Consider the following 19,488-nt stretch of genomic DNA (forward strand, 5'->3'; position numbering starts at 1 on the left):
GAGGCTGGACTGGCCGACGCGCCCTCCCCGCGTCGACGGTCAGTCATTCAGCATCCGGCTTTCCGGCACACCAGCCTCGTACCTCAACGCCCATGGCGCAATCAACCGCTGCGGGGTCTGGCAGGCTTTGCGTTTAAACACGAAGTTGCGGCATTTCTCGGCAAACTGCTGGCGGTTTTCCACCATGTCGAGTCGCATCTGTGCCAGCTCCTGCTCGCGACAGCGTTCAACTTGCTGAGTATCCAGCATGGCTTTTCGCGTGCGTGCGTGAAGGTACTTATCATCGGTCAACGCACGGTCAGCCTCTTGCAAAAGCCACAGGCCGAATGCCTGCAGACAGCGGGGCCCGATGCCCTGGACCATGCCGTACTGCTGGGCCTGGATGGCGCTGATGGGCAGGCATTCTTCGGTAAGCTTATGCGCGATTTCGCTGCCCACGGCCCGTGGCAGGCTGTAGGTCCAGTATTCGGAGCCGTAGAGTCCCATGGTCTTGTAGTGCGGGTTGAGCACCACACCTTCGCGGGCCAATACAAGGTCGGCGGCCAGCGCCAGCATCACGCCGCCTGCGCCTGCGCTGCCGGTCAGGCCGCTGATCACCAGCTGCCTGGCAGTGAGCAGCTCCAGGCACACATCGTCGATGGCTTGAATGTTGGCCCAGGCTTCCAGCCCCGGCACGTCGGCGGCCTGGATGACGTTTAGGTGCACCCCATTGGAAAAGCTGCCGCGCCCGCCCTTGATCAGCAACACCCGGGTATCTCGCGCCTTGGCCCAGCGCAACGCTGCGACCAGCCGCTGGCATTGTTCGGTGCTCATGGCGCCGTTGTAGAACTCGAACGTCAGTTCGCCGACGTGGCCGAACTCTTGGTAGCGAATGGGTTGATAGACCCGCTCGTTGAAAGGCTGGCGGGCGATTGAGCTGTCCAGCACCGGAACGCCGGCCAGCCTTTGCGCCAGTACGTGCCGTGCCGGCAGCTTGAAGGTCTCTGGGCCTTTGGGTTTGAGCGAGCCGATCCACAGGCTGTGATCTCCGGCCGCCACCAGCACAGCGTCGTCCTGTACCGCGAGGATTTCTCCGGGAGTGCCCTGGCGGGCGTCCAAGTGCGCGTCGTAGAGGTAATATTGCCCGCCCAACAGGCTGGCCAACACGCCGGGCTGGCCATCGGCAGCATCGATGCTGCGTTTGATAAAGGCTGCGCAATCGAACCAACTGAAGGTGCGGTCGGCCTGGGTCATGTTCGGCTGCAAGCGCCCGATGACGCTGGGTTGGGTGTAATCGAGCGGTGTGGGGACGAAGCCCTTGGCGAATTTCGCCACGACGTCACGAATGCAAACCATCGCGGCATCGCTTACCAGGCCGTTGTACAGCTCGGATTTGCGCACCTGGTCGGGCATGTCGAACTCACAGGTGGACCATATCGGTCCTGCATCCATTTCTTCCACCGCTTGCAAGGCGGTGACGCCCCAACGGCGAGCCTGCTGGGTGATAGCCCAATCCAGCGCACTGGCACCGCGGTCACCAACGATGCCTGGATGGATGATCACCACCGGGCGCTGCGGATGGCTCCATAGTTGGTGCGGCACACGGTCCTTCAGAAACGGGCAGATCACCAGGTCGGCGCCTGAGGCCTCGACCTGCTGGCACACCGTGGCTTGATCGATGAACACCACAACGCTGGGGTCGTGACCCGCCTGGCGCAGATCCAGCCAGGCTCGTTGGGTCAAACCGTTGAATGCCGATGATAACAACAGGATCTTGAGTGATCGCATGGCTGACTCTTCCTTGAGAATGTGCGACCAGAGCTGCTCGTTGAGCCGTCCCTGGCCATCGATAAGCGCCCAAGGTTATAGAGCGGGCCAGCACGGCCACCTGATCGAGATCAATAGTCGGGTTCTGTTGTTCTCAAGGTTCGGCCGGTGAAAGCGGCTTATATTTTCTGAATCACTGCGCAGCCCACTCATCAAACGAACATGCCCTGCTCGGGTTTGCCTTGTTAACCGTAACGGAGCCACGTTCATGTTCGAGAAAGCGCATTACCTCATCAGTTTCATCCTCGACAACCAGCCACAAAGCCGCACGCTTGAGCACGATGCAGACACGCTGGACCCGCAATGGGCCGAGTCCCTGCTCAGGCAGCGCTTCGCAGAGCTCAAGGACGCGAAATTGAGCGACGTCCAGGTGCAAAAGCGCAACAAGCCGGCCGATGAAGGCCATGACATCCCAGGGCATTACCAGCAGCCCTGATTTACGTATCAGAAAACCGCTGCCCGTTTATCAATCACTGAATATTCGGAGGACCTATGAACCCGACAACTCAAGGTTGGACCTGCGCCTGCCCAGGCTGCACCTGCCAGGTGACCCATGACACGCGTCACCAGCGCAACGGCAAAGCCTACTGCAGCCAGGCATGCGCCGACTTGCACCCCCAGGTTCAAGCGTGCCCCAGTGCCGATTGCCATTGCGAGTCGAACGTGAAGGTGCAAGACCGCGCTGTCAGCGATAGCCAGCTCGACGAGGCGATCGAAGAAACCTTTCCTGCGAGCGATTCCATATCGCCTTGATCATTCAGACCCATTAGGAAAACGGGGGCTGCATCGTGGCTCTAGGGTCTAGCAGTTGACAGCCCCCGGCAAAACTCAACAACCTGCACGTGTCACCGCCCTGCCCTGAGGCTGCCCTTGGACTATTTCACCGCGCTCACCGCCTTCATCGAAGCCGCCGAAGGCAACAATTTCTCGCGTGCCGCCGAACGCCTGGGAATCAAGGCCTCAACGGTTTCACGCTATGTGAAGGACCTTGAGCAAGACTTGGGCATCGCGCTGTTCAACCGCTCCACACGCACGCTGCATCTGACCGAAGGCGGCCAGACCTTCCTGATACACGCACGCAGGGTATTGGATGAACTGGAACACGCCAAAGCCGCCACGTCTGCGCTGAACCAGCATCCCCGGGGCGTGTTGAAACTCAACCTGCCGCCGGCGTTTGCTCGGCATCACATTCTGCCGGCGTTGAATGACTTTCTGGTGCGCTACCCGCAGATCAGCGTGGAACTGGTGCTGGATAACACCCAGGTCAATTTGATTCATGCCGGCGTCGACTTAGCCATACGCATTGGCGAGCTGGCCGATTCGACCCTCAAGGCACGCAAGCTCAGCGACGGCCACTACCGCTTGGTGGTCAGCCCGGCGTTTGGCATGCAGCACCCTCCTCCTTCCACGCCCACCGACCTGGCCGGTTTGCCTGCGGTGCTGGGCACGGCGACCACCGGCGATATCAGTTTTGTATCCGCCGGCCGCGCGCTCCCGTTGCAGCATGACGGCGTTATTCGAATCAATGACCTGGACGCGCAACTCATCGCCGTGCGCCAAGGCTTAGGCTTTGGGCTGTTGCCGGACTGGCTGGTGGCGCGAAGTATCGAGGCCGGCGACTTGGCAGTGTGGCTGCCCGAATGGCATATCCAGGGCGTGGAGCGGGCGTTTGCGGTGTGGTTTGTGTACCCGCCCAAGCGCATCGTATCGTCCAAGGTCCGGTGTTTTATCGACTTTATCGTTGAACGACTGGGCGAAACACCGGACTGGAAGTGACTCAACTGAAGCGGATATCCAGCGCACGCAGGTAGGTTTGCAGCCCCGCATCCTGAATCGGGATCAGGAACGCCTCGCTATCCGATTCATTAAAATGCGCATGCCAGTAACCCGGTGGCGTGACAAACGCCAGGCCGGGAGACCAGTCGACCCGCTGCGGGTTACGAATTTGCCCATCCGCGTCCAGCTCGGTGCCCACCAATGAATAACAGCCCGTGGGGCAATCAATAATGAAGTCCAGTGCAATCGACTGATGCCGATGGGGTTTCTGCACCGATCCCGCCGGCAGAATCCCGTACATGGCCCACAGCACGTGGGTCACCGTGCGCGTCTGCGGGAAATGACGGTTGCCCAGCAGGATGCTGATGCGGCTGCGGTCCTGTGCCCTGGGATCATCGGCCGCTTCACGCAACTTCGCGTTGGCCAGTGCTGCTGGGTACAGGGTCGGCGCAAAGCGATCGGCGCGGGGTGTCACCCCCAGGTAACGCAGCAACGGCTCATCGTGCACATAGTAAAGACGTGCATCCTCGCGGGCACTGAAGTGCGCTTGCTGTAATCCCGGCAGGGCGATAAAGCAGCCCTTGGACCATTGAATCTCATACTCCCCCTGAACCACGCTGCCCTCCCCGGCAATCACGTAGAACACCTGGGAAGTGGCGTTGGGTTGCAGGGTCAGCGTGTCGCCAGGGTTAAGGCGCATGAAGTTCGCGCATAGCCCGGGGCCTGTCGCAGGGCCTTCGCAGCCCAAGGCGTCGCTGAGGTCCAGCGGTACCACGCGGGAGGGGCCATTGTCATACAGCGAGGCCGGAAAGCTGTGGTAGGGAATGCGGGAAATCAGGTTGGCACTGATGGGATTCGCCGCCTTGCTGTACTCGAAGTACTCGGCGTCCACTTGGTTGATATCCGTCAGTGCGGGGTCGAATTCACGGTTCATCAGGCTCACCTCAGTCTTGGGCTGGATCGCGCAGCACGGTTGAAGCGCTGCACGGGCTAAGTGGACTATAGGCATTGCCCACTGGCGGATGAATGCCTGTAACGGCACAGCAGTTATGCGAAACGGGGCAGTTAACGCAATTGGAACCAGGTGGTTTTCAACTGGGTGTACTTATCAAACGAATGCAGCGACAAATCGCGCCCGAACCCCGACTGTTTGCCGCCGCCAAACGGCACGGTCACATCCAGGGCGTCAATGGTGTTGACCGACACGGTGCCGGCATTCAGGGCACGCGCCACGCGATGCGCACGGTTCAGGTCATCACTCCACACCGATGCCGCCAGGCCGTAGACGCTGTCGTTGGCTTGCTGTATCGCCTGTTCTTCGGTATCGAAGGGACTCACCGCCAGCACGGGGCCAAACACCTCCTCACGGGACAGGCGCATATCAGCGGTGACGTTGGCGAATATCGTCGGCTGGATGAAGTTTGAACAACCCTCGATGTTCAACTGTTGGCCACCGGTCAACAGCGTGGCGCCTTCTGCGCGAGCCTGCCCGATGGCTTGCATGATGCGTGCGGTTTGCCCGCTGTCGACAATTGCACCGGCGGCGCTGGCAGGGTTCAGTGGGTTGCCGGGCATCCAGGCGTGGGATTTATCGATCAGGCGCTCGATGAACTCGTCGTGGATGCAGCGTTGCACATAGAGGCGCGAATTCGCCGAACACACCTCGCCCTGGTTGAAGAATATCCCGAAGGCCGCCTTCTCCGCCGCCAGGTCCAGGTCCTGACAGTCTGCAAACAGCAGGTTCGGGCTCTTGCCTCCACACTCCAGCCACACCTGCTTGAGGTTGGACTGCGCGGAGTACTGCATGAAGTACTTGCCCACTTGGGTCGAACCGGTAAATACCAGGCAATCGACGTCCGGGTGCAACCCCAGTGCCTTGCCGGCGCCCTCGCCCATGCCTGGCACCACGTTCAGCACGCCCTCGGGGACGCCCGCCTCGAGCGCCAGTTGGGCCAGGCGCAGGGCGGAAAACGGCGATTGCTCAGCGGGCTTGAGTACCACGCTATTGCCTGCCGCCAAGGCGGGTGCCAATTTCCAGGCGGCCATGTCCAGCGGAAAATTCCACGGCACCACCGCTGCAATCACGCCCAATGCTTCGCGGGTGATGGTCGCCAACGCGTTGGCGGCGGTCGGGGCGACCTGATCGTAGAGCTTGTCCAGAGCTTCACCGTACCAGGCGAAAACATGGGCCGCGCCGGGTACGTCGACGTTATAGGCGTCCATTACCGGCTTGCCCATGTTCAGGGAGTCCAGCAGTGCGAGTTCTTCGCGGTGGGTCATCAACAGGTCGGCGAGTTTGATCAGGACTTTTTTGCGTTCGCCTGGAGGCATGCGTCGCCACGGGCCGTCGTTAAAGGCACGGCGCGCAGAGCGTACTGCCAGGTCGACCTCCGCTGCACCGCAGGCGGCGACCTGCGCAAGCAAGCGGTTGGTCGCCGGGTTGATGGTGTCGAAGGTCGCCCCGGAGAGTGCACCTACGGGCTGGCCGTCGATCAGGGCGGTGCTGATGAAGGTTTGACGGGCAGCGCGTTGCTGCCAATAGTCGAGGTTGAACATGCTGTACTCCTGAATTGGGCCGTAAGGCTTTTGTAGGAGCGAGCTTGCTCGCGAAAAACTCACAGGCGCCGCGTTCATCCAGGAAGCACGCGTTATCGTTGACGTTTTTCGCGAGCAAGCTCGCTCCTACGGATGAACCGAGGTGGGGCCTGTTCATTCGGCCATTTGCAGCTCCGGCATGCGTACCCGGAACCCACGCGTGACGCAGAACAAACACACCAGCCCCAGGCCCATCCAGCCCAGGCCGATGGTGAACGACATACCCGACAGGCTCGTCCACAACCACAGCGTGCTGAGAAACCCCAGGCCCGGCAGTGCGGCGTACAGCAGATAGTTGCGTGTACCGCGCAGCTTCTGGTCGCCCAAGTAATGTTTGATCACGGCCAGGTTCACCGCCGAAAACGCGAACAGCGCGCCAAAGCTGATCATGTTGGCCACGGTGTCCAGGCTGATGAACAGGGCAATCAGCGAAAACAGGCTGACCAGCATGATCGCGTTGGCCGGTACGCGTTTTTTCGTCACCAGCTTGCCGAATACCCTGGGCAATGCGCCGTCGCGGCCCATGGCGAACAGCACGCGGGACACGCTGGCCTGGGAGACCATCGCGGAGGCGAAACAGCCCGCCACATAGGTGGCGGTAAACGCACTCACCAGTAGCTCGCCGCCGACCCGGCGCATCACATCGACCGAAGCCGAGTCGGGATCGGCAAAACTATTCCATTCCGGGAAGACCATCTGGGCGCAATACGACACCACCAAAAACAGCAACCCACCGATCAGCGACACCGCCATGATCGCCTGCGGAATGGTACGACGCGGGTCAGGTGTCTCCTCAGCCATGGTCGACACGGCATCAAACCCCAGGAACGACAAGCACAGCACCGCCGCGCCGGTCATGATCAGCGGCACGCTGAAACCTTCATGGTGAAACGGCTTGAGCAGCGACACCGGCTCGGCTTGCCCGCTGAGGTTGTGGATCGACGACCCCACGAACACCACGATGAACACCAGTTGGGCCACGATCAGCACCCAATTGACCCGGGTAATCGACTCGATACCCACTAGATTCAGCGCCGTCACCAGGGCAATGGAGCCCAATACCCATACCGCGGTGGGCACGGTAGGAAAGTATTCGGACAAGTAGATGCCGATCAGCAAATAGCTGAGCAGCGGCAGGAAGATGTAGTCCAGCAGCAAGGTCCAGCCGGCGATAAAGCCGAAGGAGGCGCCAAACGCCTTGCGCGTATAGGTGTAGACCGAGCCCGAATACGGGTGCGCCTTGACCATGCACCCATAGCTGTAGGCCGTCAGCAGCATGGCAGCCAGGGTCAACAGGTAGGCGGTGGGCAGGTGCCCCTTGGTCATTTGGGTCACCAGACCGTAGGTGGTGAACACCGCCAGCGGCACCATATACGCCAGCCCGAACAGTACAAGCCCGACAAGGCCCAGGGGTTGTCGAAAGCGGCGCGATGAGGTTGGTTGGGTTGGGGTTTGATGGACGGGAGTATCGGCTACGTTTGTTATTGTATTCATTGCTGACTCCTGGAAAGTGGAATGCAGGGCGCCGCGGCGTTCGATCAAATCGACACCTTTGATGAGTCATCCATTGGGAGCGGTGGGCAGGCCGCTATGGGCCGCCCACCCTGTTCAACCGAAGCGGCATGCGGGGGCTCAGCCCTTCACAGTTTTCCCGCCATCCGTGCGGTGCGGTCCACCGCAATGCGGGTCTTGTCGACCAGTTCATCGAGCTCCGCGCGGCTGGCTACCAGGGCCGGCGCCATGATCATGCGGCCCAGGGTCGAGCGAATGATCACGCCTTCTTCAAAGCCAAAAGTGCGGCATTGCCAGGCCAGGTCGTTTTCATTGGCAAAGCGTTTGCGCGTGCCTTTGTCCTCGACAAACTGCAAGGCTGCCAGCAGGCCGGTGCCCTGGATCTCGCCGATCAGCGGGTGGTTGCCAAAGACTTCGTGCAGGAGCTTGTGCAAATACGGCCCGGTGTCGTCCTTTACCTGGCGCACGATCCCTTCGTCACGCAAGGCCTTGAGGTTGGCCAGGGCCACCGCCGCCGCAACCGGGTGCCCGGAATACGTCAGTCCATGGGCAAACACCCCGCCCCGCTCTACCAGGGCTTCGGCCATGCGCTTGCTCAATACCAAACCGCCCATGGGCAGGTAACCTGAGGTCAGGCCCTTGGCGATCGACAACGTGTCGGGTTCGAAGCCGAAATACTGATGGGCAAACCACTCACCTGTACGACCGAAACCGCCAATCACTTCATCAGCGCACAGCAGCACATCGTATTGGCGACAGATACGCTGGATCTCCGGCCAATAGCTTTCTGGCGGAAAAATCATGCCGCCGGCGCCCTGGAAAGGTTCAGCGATAAAACCGGCGACGTTTTGCGCGCCCAACTCCAGAATCTTTTCTTCCAGTTGCAGGGCGCAGCGCCGCCCGAACTCGGCCGGGGTCAAGTCACCGCCCTGGGCGTACCAATAAGGCTCGTCAATGTGCGCGACGTCCGGGATCAAGCCGCCCATTTCATGCATGAATTTCATGCCGCCCAGGGCAGACGCCGCCAGGGTGGAGCCGTGATAGCCGTTCCAGCGACCGATCATGATCTTCTTCTCGGGCTTGCCGAGCACTTGCCAGTAGCGGCGTACGGTGCGGATCAGCACCTCATTGGCTTCGGAACCGGAGTTGGTGTAGATCACATGGCTGTAGTGCCCTGGCAACAGGCTGAACAGCAACTCGGACAGCTCGATCACCGCCGGATGAGTGGTGTGAAAGAACATGTTGTAGTACGCCAGCTGATCCATCTGCGCAGCCGCCGCAGCGGTCAGGTCCTTGCGGCCATAACCCAGCTGCGTGCACCACAGGCCCGACATCCCGTCCAGGTAACGCTTACCCTCGCTGTCCCACAGGTACAGGCCCTCACCGCGGACCATTACGCGCGGGCCTTCGGCATTCAGCGCCTTTTGATCCACAAAGGCATGGATATGGTGGGCCGCGTCCGAGGCCTGGTAGTCCTGGGTCTGGCGTTGCGGTTCAAAGGGTAGGTTCATGGCTTTTTCTCTTGTTGTGGGTAGTCATGCAGCCGGTCAACGGCCTTTGCTCATGTAGCGTTCGAGGGGGTCTTTGCTCAGCCCGCCCTGGGCCTCGGCCAACGAGTCGATAAACAGGGAAAACAGTTCCGACTGCGTGCCGATGTCGAGCTTGCTGTAGATGTGCTTGCGGTGGGACTTGATGGTGTCTTCGGAAACCCCGAGGCGCTCGGCCAGCGAACGTGTGGAGTGGCCGCGCAGGATCAACTGGGTGATTCGGCATTCGCGTTCGGTGAGCAGCGAGGAGCCGAAGTTGTTGAGTGCCGAGTGAATACGCTGTTCCAACAGGCTTTCGAAACGCGCGCCCTGAGTCTCCAGGCCGACGAAGTGCTTGCCCAGCACTGCCAATACCCATGGTGCTATGCGCTTGAAATGCTCGGTGGTGTCCGCGTCGAGCTTCTGCGTAAAGGCCAGCGACACCGCCAGGCTCAAGCCGCTGCTCGCCTGCAGGATGTAGTTGAGCTCATCCTCCAAGTGCGAATGCCGGTAAAACGACTGGTAGTACTCGCTGTGCTCAAAGTGGTCGGGGGCCACATCGGCGAGGTCGTAGCAGCCGGAAGTGGCGCCCTCCACGCAGGCGCCGTAGAACGGGTCGAGCAAGTAAAAACCGGAGAGGTACTGGCGCACATTGCCCTGGGGCAGCCATGGCCCGTCCAGTTCGAACAATGCGCTGGGCATGCCGTCGTGGGGGTACAGGTACAAGGTCGTGGCCTGAATGGGGCGGATACACCCCAGGGCATCGAACAACGTGGCGGCAAACCCCGCGTGCCCGATGCTCTCGGTCACCCTGGCTATCTGTTCGAACCACTGGGCTGAAGACAGTCGATCATTATCCACTTCGAAGACTCGCCGTCATAACGGTTGGGTGCGACACCAGATCACTGGCGCCGGGGACTGAAGTGATAGTCCCACACCCGCAAAGTCATCGAAATCACCCCTTAGGGTGAGGGGGTGCGCTGGAACCTCGGAATCGCCAAGCCCAGGCTTTCGCGCAAGGTCGAGCCCTCGTAGGCCGTGCGATAAACACCGCGCTCTTGCAGCAAAGGGACCACCTCCTGAGTAAAGCGATCAAATTGCCCAGGGTGCCCGATGTAGATATTGAACCCGTCCACCGCCCGTGCCTCGAACCAATCCGCCATTTTCTGCGCCACCGTGGCCGCGCTGCCCACGAACGCGCCTGGGCGCAATTGCCGGCCAAATTCGACGGCCTGGCGCAGGCTGAAGCCCTGCTCCCGCGCCTGGTCGGCGATGCGTTTGGCAGCGGTGAAAAAACTGCTGCGCGCGGCCTCCAGGCTCTCTTGCGGGAACGGCGCATCCAGGTCGTATTGGCTGAAATCATGCCAGCCAAAATTGCGCCCGAACTCCTTGAGTGCCAGCGCAAAACTGTGGTCGAGCTGATGATAGTGCTGCTCGATTTCCCGAGCATAGGCATCGGTGTCGCCCACATAAATTTCCGCACCGGGCATGATCAGTACCTGTTCCGGATCGCGCCCCCGTTGTGCCGCCCTGCCCTTGATATCCCGGTAAAACGCCTGGCCCTGCTCGATACTGGCCGCGTGGGTGAAGATCACATCGGCGGTGGCGGCGCCCAGGTCGCGGCCTTGCTCCGAGTCGCCGGCCTGGAAAATCACCGGCTGGCCTTGGGGCGAGCGCTGGATATTCAGCGGGCCCACCACCGAGAAGTGTTCGCCCTGGTGATTCAGGCTGTGCAGCTTGCTCGGGTCGAGAAACTGCCCAGTGGCACGGTTGCGCACAAACGCATCGTCTTCGTAAGAATTCCACAGCCCCTGCACCACCTGAACGTGTTCGGCGGCACGCCCGTAGCGGGTGGCATAGTCGTAATGTTCGTCGCGGCTGTAATTGCCGGCGGTACCGGCATCGCCACTGGTCACCACGTTCCAGCCGGCGCGGCCTTTGCTGATCAGGTCCAGGGAGGCGAGGCGCCGGGCGACGTTATAGGGCGAGTTATACGAGGTAGTCAGCGTACCGACCAGGCCGATATGCCGCGTGCTCACGGCCAGTGCCGACAGCAAGGTCAGCGGCTCCAGGCGATTGAGGTAATGGGAAGGCGAGCCTTCGGTGATGAACTGGCTGTCGACGATGAACAGCAGGTCGAACAGCGCCGCCTCGGCCTGGCGCGCTATCTCGATGTACCAATCGACGTTGACGCTGGCATCGGCCGGCAATTGCGGATCAAGCCACAGGTTATGGCGGCCCGGCCCACCGCAGCCCATGGTCAGGGCGCCCAGTTTGAGCTGTCTTTTAGTCATTGCGCAGTAGTCCTTCAAGCGGTCAGGGCTGGGTGGTGGCGACGGCGGGCTGCAAGGCGGCTGCAAATGAAGGGTCGAACAACGTGGCGGCCGAGTAAGACTTGACCAGGCCCAGGCCGGCAAAAAAGTCCACGGTCTTTTGCGCCTCGATGGGCGCCTGAGGCGTCAGCGGCTCGACGGTGGTGCGTGCGCGGGCAAACCAGACGCGAGCGATGTCGGCATCAGCGCGGGTGCGCTTGGCCCAGGCATCGGCATACGCGTTGGCGTTGGCCGGGCTTTGGCGGGCCCAGTCGCGGGCTTTTTTCAGGCGCTGGAGGAAGTCGCTGATGGGTTCACGCTTGGCCTCGACAGCACTGGCGTTGGCGGCAATGAAACTCTGGGCCGGGATCAAGTCTTCAGCGGTTGCCAGCACCCGCGCACCTTGGCGTTCCTGTTGCGTGACGTAGGGTTCCCAGGTGGCGATCACGTCAACTGCACCGCCTTCCAGCGCGTGGGAGGCATCCAGGGCGCTGAGGTAGCGCCATTGCAGCGAATCCCGCGCAACCCCGGCCTTGTCCAGTGCGGTCAGCAACAGTTGCTGGCTCCAGGAACCTTTCCAGATCGCAGCGCGCTTGCCTGCCAGATCGGCCAGGCTGTGGATCGACGAGTCTTTTTTTACCAGGATGGCTACGCCGTCGAGATTTTGCCGGCTGACGGCAATCACCTTGATCGGTGCACCCAAGGCGCCCAGGAACAACACCGGGGCATCCCCGAGCAGGCCCAGGTCCAGGCTGCCGACGTTGAGCGCTTCGGCCACCGGCGACCCGGCCGTGAACTGCTTCCAGTCCAGCGTGTAAGGCAGGTCATCGAGCACCCCCGCCGCTTCCATCACGGCCTGCGCGTTGTAGCTCTGGTCGCCGACCACCAGGGTTTGGGCCTGCGCCGTCAGGCACAGCAAAGAGGCGGCCAACCCGGCCGCCAGGGTTTTGAGGTAACGCACGTTCGTCTCCAGATGCCTTGTGGGGCATTCAAATCGATCCGCACGCACGGTCTCGGTTTTAAAAAGCTTTTATCTGTGGCGAGGGAGCTTGCTCCCGCTGGGCTGCGTAGCGGCCCCATGCTCCTGACAAGAGCAGGGCCGCTTCGCGCCCCAGCGGGAGCAAGCTCAATCGCCACAGATTTTTGGTTTCCGGGCTATTTTCGTGGTGTTGAAGGCGAGATGTAAAATACTGATAACGCATAACCTAATTCATTAATAATGCGCATATCGCATCACGCTAGCGCGGCAATTCAACCCGAGCCACCAACCCCGACCCACGTCGATTGCTCAGGCTCAGCTCACCGCCCTGCTCGCGCACAATGGCCCGCGCTGCCGAGAGCCCAAGCCCTACCCCACCGGTATTGCGGTTGCGTGAGGTCTCGAGACGAAAGAAAGGGTCGAACACACGCTCCAGGTCCGCTTCGGGAATCCCCGGGCCCTCGTCGCTGACCTCGATGCGTACCCGCTGATCGTCAACACTCAGAGCAATGCTGGGGTGCCGGGCGTACTTGGCGGCATTTTCCAGCAGGTTGACCACCACCCGTTTAAGCGCCAATGGCCGGCCGTGATAGACCAGATGGGGCGGCCCCCGGAAGTCGACCGCCAACTGCTGGTCGCGATAGTCGTCGATGATGGTTTGCAGCAATTCAGACAAATCGAATGCCGTGCTGTGCTCCAGTACCGTATCGTCGCGGAAAAACGCCAGCGCGGCGTTGATCATCGACTGCATTTCCTCGACATCGCGAATCAGCTTGTGCTGATGGTCCAGATCCTCCATGAACTCACAGCGCAGGCGTATCCGCGTCAAAGGCGCGCGCAAGTCATGGGAAATGGCTGCCAGCATCTGGGTGCGTTCGCCGATGAAGTGCTGGATCTGCGCCTGCATGGTGTTGAAGGCGATAGTGGCCTGGCGTATTTCGTCGGGGCCTTCGATGTCGATGGGCGGTGCGCGCAGATCGCCGCCGAAGCGTCTGGCGGCACTGGCGAAACGCTGCAACGGCTTGGCCAATTGCCGGGTGGCCACCCAGGCGACCAGCAAGGTGGCGATCAACCCCAGGATGATGATCACCGCAATCCGCGTGGGTGCGCTCAGGCCCCAACTGCGTTCGGGTGGGATGAAGGACAACCAGCTGCCATCAAGTAACTGCACCAGCGCGACATAATGCGCGTCGGGGCTGCCACGGGGCCAATCGTCCGGGCTGTACACCTGAATGGTGCGCCCCGTGCCAAACAACGCCTGTATCCCAGGGACTTCGCCCGCCTGTAGCACGTTGCCGCCGCTGGGCAGGCCGAAATCCACGGGGTCGGTATGCCACGTCACCTGCAACCGCGCATCGCTGGCCGCTGCAGCCAGATGCGAGCGCAACGGCGCAGGCGCCGCCTCGATCACTTTCAACGTCGCGGCCATTTGCTCCAGCAACCCCGTGCGGTCGATGGGCGGACGCGCCCACACCCCGGCCACCTGCACGAACAAGGCATTGAGGGCCAGTGAGGCGAGCATCGCGGCGAGAATGGTCAGGGCGATCCGCCGATTCAGGGTGTCGCGGCGCAGCAGGCGGCGAATCATGCGCGGGTCACCGGGGCAGTGAACAGATAGCCGCCATTGCGCACGGTGCGGATCAGGTCCGGGCGCTTGCAATCGGGCTCGATCTTGCGCCGCAGCCGGCTGACCTGCACGTCGATGCTGCGGTCGAAGGCGTCGTGGCCCTGGCCGTGGGTCAGGTCGATCAACTGGTCGCGGGTGAGAATGCGCTGGGGGTGTTCAAGAAACACTACCAGCAGGTCGAACTCGCCACCGGACAACGGGATCATGACGCCCTCGGGCGAACGCAGCTCGCGACAGGTGATATCCAGATGCCAACCGGCGAAGGCAATCACCGGGCGTGAGCGCTCGTCGGCCGCACTGACCGACTGTCCCGCACGCCGTTGCACAGCGCGCAGGCGGGCCAGCAATTCGCGCGGGGCGAAGGGTTTGGTCAGGTAGTCGTCGGCGCCCAGTTCCAGGCCAACAATGCGGTCGCTCAGCTCGCCCATGGCCGTGAGCATGATGATAGGGATGCCGACCTGCGCCTGCACTTTCTGGCAGAGGCTGAGGCCGCCTTCGCCGGGCAACATGAGGTCGAGGATGATCGTGTCCGGCCGCTGTTGTGCGATGGCCGCCCACATGGCCTCGCCGTCGGCGGCCACGTCGACTTCATAGGCGTGCTGGACGAAGAATTTCTTCAGCAATGCCAGCACTTCCACGTCGTCATCGACGATCAGCAGTCTGCTCACGTTCACAGATTCCCAGGCCAAAAAAAGAACGACATCTAAAACCATTCCGGCGCCGGGGTCATTTATTTCAATCGAGCAACATTCCTTCGCCACGGACACAACCCGGACATCTTTGGGCAAAACCTGTCGGGCATTCTGCACATCTCCCACTCACGAAAGACGCCTATGAAAGTTTCGAGCAGCAGGTACACCGAGCAAGCAGCAGGCGATGCGCGGCCACTGGTACTGAGCCAGCGCACCTCTTCCCCGGCTCAGGACAGCCCGATGCTGTTCCAGGAATCCTGCCTGGGGCTGAACGCGGACCTGGACCGTATCGTGCTGCGTCGCTACTTCGAACACTACAGCCCCGACGCCGGGCGCTGGGTCGAGTACGCCCACTCCATTCCCATCGCCGAGCTTGTCCACTGGATCATGACCCATGGCCAGTTGCATATCGAATCCTCACACGACACTCCAAACGAACAGGCAACCCATTGATGGCCCGTAAATGCTCACTCCTGTTACTGATGGCGGGCACCCTGAGCCTGATGGCTTGCAGCAGCAACAAGGTCGAACCCGAGCGATATACAGGCTTTCTTCATGACTACAGCCTGCTTAAAGAACAACAGAGCCCGTCGGGCCAGACCGTACTGAGTTGGATCAGCCCGGCCTTGAAGCGCGGCCGCTACAAGCAGGTCTACCTGGCGCCCAGCCAGTTTTTTCCGGCTGTTGAACCCAGCGCCCAGATCCCCCAAAGCACGCTCTCCCACGTCACCGGCTACTACGACCTGGTACTGCGTTCGGAACTTGGCAAATACGTTTACCTGGCCTCAAAACCTGGCCCTGACACCCTCACAGTACGCCCTGCCATCACCCGCATCGCCACCAGCCCACAGGGGCTGCGGTTTTATGAGTGGCTGCCGATCACCCTGGTCGCAGCGGGCGTGAGCGCCGCCACAGGCATACGCGATCGAGACAGTGAAATCGCCACGGAGCTGTCATTGGAAGATGGTTCGACCGGCGATGTCGTGGCGGCCATGGTGCGTAAAGGCACCGGCGCACCCCTGGCCAATGACAAGCAAGTCATGACCGCCGACAACGTCAAGGACGTGCTCGACGGCTGGGCCCGCGACCTGGGTACGTCGTACAGTGCAGTCGCTCGATAACCCTCGCCGCGCTCAAACGTCATAATCACAGGGGCATCTGCGTGGTAATCTCCCGGCACCACGAATAGACATTGATCGTCACTTGACGATGACCAAAGCCAGGAAAGACCATGCCCAAGATTTCTCACTCAGCGCTACGCCGTAACTTCCGTGACCTGCTGGCAACGCCCCTGTGCGTTGAAACCGCCTCCGTATTCGACCCCATGTCTGCCCGCATCGCGGCCGACCTGGGGTTTGAAGTGGGAATCCTGGGCGGCTCCGTCGCCTCCCTGCAGGTGCTGGCGGCCCCCGATTTTGCGTTGATTACCCTGAGTGAGTTCGTCGAGCAAGCCACCCGCATCGGCCGTGTGGCCCAGTTGCCCTTCATCGCCGATGCCGACCATGGCTACGGCAACGCCCTGAATGTAATGCGCACCGTCGAAGAGCTGGAACGCGCCGGCGTCGCTGCGCTGACCATCGAAGACACCCTCTTGCCTGCGCAATTCGGGCGTAAATCCACGGACCTGATTTCCGTCGAAGAAGGCATCGGCAAGGTCAAGGCCGCGCTAGAGGCGCGTGTCGACCCGGCGCTGTCTATCATTGCGCGCACCAACGCCGGCGTGCTGCCCACCAGCGACGTGATTGCGCGGACCAAGGCCTATGAAAAGGCCGGCGCTGACGGCATCTGCATGGTCGGCGTCAAGGACTTCGACCACCTGGAGCAGATCGCGGAGAACCTCAGCGTTCCGCTGATGCTGGTGACCTACGGCAACCCACAACTGCACGACAGCGAGCGCCTGGCCAGCCTGGGCGTACGCATCGTGGTGGCCGGGCATGGCGCCTACTTCGCCGCGATCAAGGCCACTTACGACAGCCTGCGTGCCCAGCGTCAGCTGACCCACAGCACCTCGAACCTCAGTGCGACGGAATTGACCCACACCTACACCTTGCCTGAGAGCTATGTGGCGTGGGCCGAAGAGTTCATGGATGTAAAAGAGTAATCAATCACGGCTCAGCCGTTGGCGCATCCCTGCGCTGGCGGCCGGGCCGGGCTGTACCACGCACTGATCCATCGCCACCCACGCACCTTCCTCCGTCGCCATCATCGGCTGCACCGGCCGGCCCGTCTCACGGTCCACCACCTCGACACTGATGCCCTCCTCGGCGTAATGCCGATTGCCCCACGCCACCAACGCCATCAGCACCATACGAAAGTCTTCGCCTCTGGCCGTCGGCACGTATTCGTACCGTGGCGGCCGCTCGCTGTAGGCGCGGCGCTCCAGCATCCCCGCGTCTACCAAGCCATTAAGGCGGCGCGTCAGCATGTTGGGCGCGATGCCCAGGCTGCGCGAGAACTCGTCAAAACGGCGCAAGCCGTGCAAGGCGTCGCGCATGATCAGCATGCTCCACCACTCCCCTACCCGTTCAAGGCTACGGGCGATGGGGCATTCGGCACTGATGAGGGATTTGCGCTGCATAAGTATTCCTGTGTGCGAGTACAAACTTGTATGACGCCATGTTACTTTCATGATGATAGTGACGTCCATACGCTGTGTACCCTTCAAGCAACAGGAGTCGATTGAGCATGAGTAAACGTATCGTCGTGACGGGCATGGGCGCGCTGACGCCGCTGGGGTCGAGCGTGGAATCCACTTGGCAGCGCTTGCTGGACGGACAGTCGGGCATCCGCCGCTTGCCGCAAGAGTTGATCGGTGATCTGGCGGTCAGCATCGGCGGCCAGGTGCAGAGTGTGTTGCAAGACCCCGAAGCCGGTTTTGATCCTGATCGACTGTTGGCCGCCAAGGAACAGCGCAAGATGGACCGCTTTATCCTGTTTGCCCTGGCGGCGGCGGATGAAGCCCTGAAGCAGGCCAATTGGCCCCCCAGAACACCCGAAGAGCAGGAACGCACGGCAACCATCATCGCCTCCGGCGTCGGCGGTTTCCCGGCCATTGCCGATGCGGTGCGCACCACCGACAGCAAGGGCCCGCGTCGTTTGTCGCCCTTCACCATTCCATCGTTTCTGAGCAACATGGCCGCCGGGCATGTGTCGATCAACTATGGCTTGAAAGGCCCTCTGGGTGCGCCAGTAACCGCGTGTGCCGCCGGGGTTCAGGCTATCGGCGACGCAGCGCGAATGATTCGCGCCGGGGAAGTCGACGTCGCGGTATGCGGCGGTGCCGAAGCGGCGATTCATCGCGTCAGCCTTGCCGGATTCGCCGCAGCGCGAGCGCTGTCCAGCGATTTCAATGCCACCCCGCAGCGCGCTTCGCGACCCTTCGATCAGGCGCGCGACGGCTTTGTGATGGGCGAAGGCGCCGGCATTCTGGTAATTGAAGAACTCGAACATGCCCTGGCGCGGGGCGCGCAGCCGATTGCCGAACTGGTGGGCTATGGCACCAGTGCAGACGCCTATCACATGACCGCAGGGCCTGAAAACGGTGACGGTGCGCGCCGGGCAATGACTCAAGCGTTGCGCCAGGCGGGCATCGAGGCGTCGCAGGTGCAGTACCTGAATGCCCACGCGACCTCCACACCTGTGGGAGACAAAGGCGAGCTGGCGGCAATCAGGACGCTATTCGGTACTGGCGGTAGCCCGGCGATCAGCTCGACAAAATCCGCCACCGGCCACTTGCTCGGTGCTGCGGGGGGCATCGAAGCCGTCTTCACCGTGCTTACCCTGCGTGACCAGATCGCGCCAATGACACTCAACCTGGAAAACCCGGACACCCTCGCCGACGGCCTGGACATGGTGCGCGATGAGGCGCGGCCCATGCCGATTGAATATGCGCTGTCCAATGGCTTCGGCTTTGGCGGCGTGAACGCCAGCGTGCTGTTCCGACGCTGGATATAAGCCGGGGTTTGCCCCTGGAGTGAATTTCACCGACCATGGCGCCTTTCTGTTCCTGCCAACACGAGGTGCCCATGGCCAACCACGACCTGTCCTATACCCCTGACCCGGACGCCGATTCCATCTCCTCCGACGTAATCGGCTTCAACGGCATCCTGGTCTCCACCCAGATTCCCACCCATGCCGATGGCAGCCTGGAACTGGGCGATATCACCCTGCAAAGCGAGTGCACCCTGCAAGCGCTGAAAGTTGCGCTGGAAAAAGCCGGCAGTTCCATGGACCGGGTCATGCACCTGACCATCTACCTCACTGACATGGCCGACCGTGCTGCGTTCAACGAGGTCTACAAGCGCTTTTTCGCCAAGCCCTGGCCAGTGCGGGCGGCAGTGGGCGTTGCCGCCTTGGCGGTGGAAGGTATGCGGGTGGAAGTGACGGCGATGGCTGCCAAGGCTTGAATCTGTGACGCCGTTAACGCCGATCTGATAGGAATGTCGAACGCGGTCAAAAAGGTGGGCTTGCCTGCGATAGCGGTGGTGAATGTTCCATCGCCATCGCAGCATAGGTATCTACACAACTTTGTGGGCTGTACCCGCCAACGGTAACTACGATGCGAAGCGAGCCGCTCTTGATCTGCTTTTGATCTTAGGCGCCCCGTCAAACCACGCTGGCCGGAATTCGACAGGGATTTGGGGGGTAAACCGGCAGGGATGCC

19 protein-coding genes are annotated in these 19,488 nt (G+C 61.5%); 8 read left to right on the plus strand and 11 right to left on the minus strand.

The window, feature by feature from the left end; all coding sequences use genetic code 11:
• Positions 1-39 precede the first annotated feature (39 nt).
• Positions 40-1,767, minus strand: coding sequence for a hydrogenase maturation protein (locus tag GIV26_RS15010; RefSeq protein WP_236281338.1), 1,728 nt, complete (start codon positions 1,765-1,767; stop codon positions 40-42).
• A 247-nt stretch (positions 1,768-2,014) separates the two neighbouring features.
• On the opposite strand from GIV26_RS15010, the gene GIV26_RS15015 reads away from it, so the two are divergent.
• The 3 genes from GIV26_RS15015 to GIV26_RS15025 all read left to right on the plus strand — a co-directional run bounded on the left by GIV26_RS15015 (position 2,015) and on the right by GIV26_RS15025 (position 3,582).
• Positions 2,015-2,242, plus strand: a complete 228-nt coding sequence (locus GIV26_RS15015) for a hypothetical protein (protein ID WP_034127424.1) — start codon at positions 2,015-2,017, stop codon at positions 2,240-2,242.
• A gap of 56 nt (positions 2,243-2,298) precedes the next feature.
• Complete coding sequence (locus GIV26_RS15020; protein WP_236281341.1) at positions 2,299-2,559, plus strand: metallothionein; 261 nt, start codon at positions 2,299-2,301, stop codon at positions 2,557-2,559.
• 117 nt (positions 2,560-2,676) lie between these two features.
• The gene (locus tag GIV26_RS15025) at positions 2,677-3,582 is read left to right on the plus strand and encodes a LysR family transcriptional regulator (RefSeq protein WP_072446671.1); all 906 of its coding nucleotides are present in this window, start codon (positions 2,677-2,679) and stop codon (positions 3,580-3,582) included.
• 1 nt (position 3,583) lies between these two features.
• Here the strand turns inward: GIV26_RS15025 and GIV26_RS15030 are convergent, their stop codons facing one another.
• The 9 genes from GIV26_RS15030 to GIV26_RS15070 all read right to left on the minus strand — a co-directional run bounded on the left by GIV26_RS15030 (position 3,584) and on the right by GIV26_RS15070 (position 14,801).
• Positions 3,584-4,516 carry a cupin gene (locus GIV26_RS15030; protein ID WP_054898490.1) on the minus strand — a complete coding sequence of 311 codons (933 nt, stop codon included), beginning with the start codon at positions 4,514-4,516 and terminating at the stop codon, positions 3,584-3,586.
• A gap of 131 nt (positions 4,517-4,647) precedes the next feature.
• Entirely contained in the window at positions 4,648-6,138 is a 1,491-nt protein-coding gene (locus GIV26_RS15035; RefSeq protein ID WP_236281344.1) for an aldehyde dehydrogenase, read from the minus strand.
• Between the two features lie 153 nt (positions 6,139-6,291).
• Positions 6,292-7,671 (minus strand): APC family permease, encoded by a 1,380-nt coding sequence (locus tag GIV26_RS15040; RefSeq protein ID WP_236281347.1) that lies wholly within the window; start codon positions 7,669-7,671, stop codon positions 6,292-6,294.
• A gap of 146 nt (positions 7,672-7,817) precedes the next feature.
• Positions 7,818-9,200, minus strand: a complete 1,383-nt coding sequence (locus tag GIV26_RS15045; protein WP_236281350.1) for an aspartate aminotransferase family protein — start codon at positions 9,198-9,200, stop codon at positions 7,818-7,820.
• A 36-nt stretch (positions 9,201-9,236) separates the two neighbouring features.
• Positions 9,237-10,076, minus strand: a complete 840-nt coding sequence (locus tag GIV26_RS15050) for a helix-turn-helix transcriptional regulator (RefSeq protein WP_236281353.1) — start codon at positions 10,074-10,076, stop codon at positions 9,237-9,239.
• A gap of 101 nt (positions 10,077-10,177) precedes the next feature.
• A complete protein-coding gene (locus GIV26_RS15055) occupies positions 10,178-11,509 on the minus strand; it encodes an LLM class flavin-dependent oxidoreductase (RefSeq protein ID WP_236281355.1) in 1,332 nt (443 codons plus the stop codon).
• Positions 11,510-11,531: 22 nt separating this feature from the next.
• The gene (locus GIV26_RS15060; RefSeq protein WP_034127415.1) at positions 11,532-12,488 is read right to left on the minus strand and encodes an ABC transporter substrate-binding protein; all 957 of its coding nucleotides are present in this window, start codon (positions 12,486-12,488) and stop codon (positions 11,532-11,534) included.
• A 277-nt stretch (positions 12,489-12,765) separates the two neighbouring features.
• Positions 12,766-14,094 (minus strand): ATP-binding protein, encoded by a 1,329-nt coding sequence (locus GIV26_RS15065; protein ID WP_200583337.1) that lies wholly within the window; start codon positions 14,092-14,094, stop codon positions 12,766-12,768.
• Positions 14,091-14,801: a response regulator gene (locus GIV26_RS15070; protein WP_034127602.1), complete on the minus strand. Its 711-nt coding sequence runs from the start codon at positions 14,799-14,801 to the stop codon at positions 14,091-14,093. The genes GIV26_RS15065 and GIV26_RS15070 overlap by 4 nt, the downstream gene beginning before the upstream one ends.
• Positions 14,802-14,966: 165 nt before the next feature.
• Between GIV26_RS15070 and GIV26_RS15075 the strand changes: the two genes are divergently transcribed.
• The 3 genes from GIV26_RS15075 (at position 14,967) to GIV26_RS15085 (ending at position 16,926) form a co-directional block, all read left to right on the plus strand.
• Positions 14,967-15,278, plus strand: coding sequence for a hypothetical protein (locus GIV26_RS15075; protein ID WP_034127413.1), 312 nt, complete (start codon positions 14,967-14,969; stop codon positions 15,276-15,278).
• Positions 15,278-15,946, plus strand: coding sequence for a DUF3313 domain-containing protein (locus tag GIV26_RS15080; RefSeq protein WP_236281358.1), 669 nt, complete (start codon positions 15,278-15,280; stop codon positions 15,944-15,946). The genes GIV26_RS15075 and GIV26_RS15080 overlap by 1 nt, the downstream gene beginning before the upstream one ends.
• Before the next feature lie 110 nt (positions 15,947-16,056).
• The gene (locus tag GIV26_RS15085; RefSeq protein WP_014718426.1) at positions 16,057-16,926 is read left to right on the plus strand and encodes an isocitrate lyase/PEP mutase family protein; all 870 of its coding nucleotides are present in this window, start codon (positions 16,057-16,059) and stop codon (positions 16,924-16,926) included.
• On the opposite strand, the gene GIV26_RS15090 is transcribed toward GIV26_RS15085, so the two are convergent.
• The gene (locus GIV26_RS15090) at positions 16,927-17,403 is read right to left on the minus strand and encodes a winged helix-turn-helix transcriptional regulator (protein ID WP_236281361.1); all 477 of its coding nucleotides are present in this window, start codon (positions 17,401-17,403) and stop codon (positions 16,927-16,929) included.
• Positions 17,404-17,510: 107 nt separating this feature from the next.
• Here GIV26_RS15090 and fabF point away from each other — a divergent pair, with 107 nt between their 5' ends.
• Both fabF and GIV26_RS15100 read left to right on the plus strand, forming a co-directional pair.
• A complete protein-coding gene (fabF, locus tag GIV26_RS15095) occupies positions 17,511-18,779 on the plus strand; it encodes a beta-ketoacyl-ACP synthase II (protein WP_236281363.1) in 1,269 nt (422 codons plus the stop codon).
• A gap of 71 nt (positions 18,780-18,850) precedes the next feature.
• Complete coding sequence (locus GIV26_RS15100; RefSeq protein ID WP_014718423.1) at positions 18,851-19,231, plus strand: RidA family protein; 381 nt, start codon at positions 18,851-18,853, stop codon at positions 19,229-19,231.
• Positions 19,232-19,488 lie beyond the last annotated feature (257 nt).

This window comes from Pseudomonas sp. PA-1-3F, from assembly GCF_021609665.1.
In the GTDB taxonomy this organism is placed as follows: Bacteria; Pseudomonadota; Gammaproteobacteria; order Pseudomonadales; family Pseudomonadaceae; genus Aquipseudomonas; species Aquipseudomonas paracarnis.

Coding starts and splice junctions, on each gene's coding strand:
- GIV26_RS15010 (WP_236281338.1), bottom strand. CDS start 1,767: ATGCGATCACTCAAGATCCTGTTGTTATCATCGGCATTCAACGGTTTG.
- GIV26_RS15015 (WP_034127424.1), top strand. CDS start 2,015: ATGTTCGAGAAAGCGCATTACCTCATCAGTTTCATCCTCGACAACCAG.
- GIV26_RS15020 (WP_236281341.1), top strand. CDS start 2,299: ATGAACCCGACAACTCAAGGTTGGACCTGCGCCTGCCCAGGCTGCACC.
- GIV26_RS15030 (WP_054898490.1), bottom strand. CDS start 4,516: ATGAACCGTGAATTCGACCCCGCACTGACGGATATCAACCAAGTGGAC.
- GIV26_RS15035 (WP_236281344.1), bottom strand. CDS start 6,138: ATGTTCAACCTCGACTATTGGCAGCAACGCGCTGCCCGTCAAACCTTC.
- GIV26_RS15040 (WP_236281347.1), bottom strand. CDS start 7,671: ATGAATACAATAACAAACGTAGCCGATACTCCCGTCCATCAAACCCCA.
- GIV26_RS15045 (WP_236281350.1), bottom strand. CDS start 9,200: ATGAACCTACCCTTTGAACCGCAACGCCAGACCCAGGACTACCAGGCC.
- GIV26_RS15055 (WP_236281355.1), bottom strand. CDS start 11,509: ATGACTAAAAGACAGCTCAAACTGGGCGCCCTGACCATGGGCTGCGGT.
- GIV26_RS15065 (WP_200583337.1), bottom strand. CDS start 14,094: ATGATTCGCCGCCTGCTGCGCCGCGACACCCTGAATCGGCGGATCGCC.
- GIV26_RS15075 (WP_034127413.1), top strand. CDS start 14,967: ATGAAAGTTTCGAGCAGCAGGTACACCGAGCAAGCAGCAGGCGATGCG.
- GIV26_RS15080 (WP_236281358.1), top strand. CDS start 15,278: ATGGCCCGTAAATGCTCACTCCTGTTACTGATGGCGGGCACCCTGAGC.
- GIV26_RS15085 (WP_014718426.1), top strand. CDS start 16,057: ATGCCCAAGATTTCTCACTCAGCGCTACGCCGTAACTTCCGTGACCTG.
- GIV26_RS15090 (WP_236281361.1), bottom strand. CDS start 17,403: ATGCAGCGCAAATCCCTCATCAGTGCCGAATGCCCCATCGCCCGTAGC.
- fabF (WP_236281363.1), top strand. CDS start 17,511: ATGAGTAAACGTATCGTCGTGACGGGCATGGGCGCGCTGACGCCGCTG.
- GIV26_RS15100 (WP_014718423.1), top strand. CDS start 18,851: ATGGCCAACCACGACCTGTCCTATACCCCTGACCCGGACGCCGATTCC.